Origin of the sequence: Liquorilactobacillus vini DSM 20605 (genome assembly GCF_000255495.1) — a bacterium.
GTDB lineage: Bacteria > Bacillota > Bacilli > Lactobacillales > Lactobacillaceae > Liquorilactobacillus > Liquorilactobacillus vini.
In genome coordinates, this window is the sequence record NZ_AHYZ01000043.1 from 1 (window position 1) to 1877 (window position 1877).

The window sequence follows — 1877 nt, forward strand, 5'->3', positions numbered from 1 at the left end:
CCAATCCGTATTTCAGCAAAAGATAAAGACATACCCGTCAGTTTTCGAAAAAATACGAAAACTGACGGGCTTTTAATGAACTATGAATAATTCAAGATAAATTTACAATTACTCTAGTTTAATATACATTATCTCACTAATAATTTTCTAATTTCCACATATAACGACGGCTAGTAAGAGGATGATTCCTCTCTCTTGCTAGGTTTTCCTCAAAGGGACGCATTACGCCAGTTAAAATTAATGGATTAAAAAAGTCTACAACTTTGCTAGAAATAACATTACCCAACCCAAAGTCTTTGGCATCAATCACAAAAGTTTCTGCATCAAACCGTTGCATAAACTCAAGTGCTCGTGCATCTAAGTGTCTAGTTGACCCTTCATTCATAAAAAGCAAGTATGGAACTTTTTTTTCAGTTAATTCAAAGGGCCCATGAAAATATTCACCAGTATGAATGGTAACTGCCGGCAGCCACTGCATTTCCATAAAGAGAAAACTGGCCGTTGAATAAGCTACACCTAAAGAAGCACCACTTGAAAGTACGTATATAATAGATGAGTCTTTCATCTTCTTAGCAAAAAGTTCTGCTTTTGGAGTATTCAATTTCACACTTTTCTCAATTAAATCATCAATCTTGGTTAAACCATTTTTAAATAACTCAAAGTCTTCATAATCATCAAATTTGTTTAAGATACTTGCAGAAATATATAACGCAATTTGCATTTTGAAGGTTTTGGCAGCATAACTTTCTTGGAATCCATGAATAAAAGAAAAGTCAGCACTAATTGTCAATGGCGAATTAGCTGTTCCGGTTATTGCAATAACCGTTGCTTCATTCTCTTTTGCATATTTAATGGCATTAACTGATTCTTTGGTATTACCACCTAAAGAAGCAATAACAGCTAAAACTTCTGTTCCAAAATCATCTGGCTTACTATAAATAAGCTCATTAGCCGTATAAATTTTTGATGTAATACTTTTTCCTTTTCCTTTATCAAGTAGTATGCAGGATACAAATCAGACATTGAAGCACCGCATCCAATAAAATAAACTTTTTTAATACCTTTTAATTGACTAACGGCGCTGTCAATTTTCTCAAAATCTTTCATTATAATATTCCTCCCAAACAATTTTCAATTTAAACTATAATCAAATTCTTAAAAAGCAATTTCGATACCTATTTTACTTCAAATCCATATCCGAATGATCCGTCCACCAAACATTGGGAAGCTGCAAATTCAGTTGCACCATTCAAAATGTTGATAACTGAATCGACTCTTTCCTTATTAAAAAAATTTAATGAAAAATAAGTAATAAATGCATCACCTGCGCCCATTGTATCTTTAACCTGTATTTTTTTTGCTTTTACAGCTGTTAATCGACCAGCTTTTGCTTCAAAGAAGTGAGCTCCTTTGCTTCCTGAGGTGCATAAAACGTTGATTCGAGGATTAATTGCTTTCAACATACCACAAAATTTTGTTATTGACTCTTTGCTAGCAGCTGGCATTGAAAAGCATGCTAAATCAATACTAGAGATTAATTTAGCTAATCTTTCTTTGCCAACTTCAAAATCAGAGAAATCATAAACAATTTTAGTCTTCTCACGATTTACATAATCAATCAAATTATCACAGTTGCCGTTCACATTAAAATGAACTAAATCTCGATTAATAAAATTATCTGGCTGTGCAAAAATTCCATAGGTTTTTGAAACTCCCCCATGATTACTGAAAACAAACCTTCGATCACCACCATCCAACATTACCTTAGTAAAACCATTGTCACCTGGAAATGTTTTTGATTTATCATACCCGATTTATTCACAAAGATATGCAAAATACCCATCAAACACATGCTTCACGCGTTTGATGGGTATTTT

The 1877-nt window shown here is 33.0% G+C and carries 3 protein-coding genes and 1 pseudogene; all 4 read right to left on the reverse strand.

Annotated features, from left to right (window positions below; genetic code table 11):
* Positions 1–136: 136 nt before the first annotated feature.
* Complete coding sequence (locus tag ON15_RS02295) at positions 137–790, reverse strand: phosphoheptose isomerase family protein (protein ID WP_010579861.1); 654 nt, start codon at positions 788–790, stop codon at positions 137–139.
* 30 nt (positions 791–820) lie between these two features.
* Positions 821–973 (reverse strand): annotated as a pseudogene (locus tag ON15_RS11930) (phosphoheptose isomerase family protein); the annotation flags it as partial.
* Complete coding sequence (locus ON15_RS11935; RefSeq protein WP_010579862.1) at positions 901–1107, reverse strand: phosphoheptose isomerase family protein; 207 nt, start codon at positions 1105–1107, stop codon at positions 901–903. The gene ON15_RS11935 and the pseudogene ON15_RS11930, both read right to left, overlap by 73 nt.
* Positions 1108–1175: 68 nt before the next feature.
* Complete coding sequence (locus ON15_RS02300) at positions 1176–1622, reverse strand: PfkB family carbohydrate kinase (protein ID WP_162255793.1); 447 nt, start codon at positions 1620–1622, stop codon at positions 1176–1178.
* Between the last annotated feature and the right edge of the window lie 255 nt (positions 1623–1877).

Excerpts from the sequence above, each read along its gene's own strand:
- ON15_RS11935 (WP_010579862.1), bottom strand. The coding sequence starts at position 1,107 with ATGAAAGATTTTGAGAAAATTGACAGCGCCGTTAGTCAATTAAAAGGT.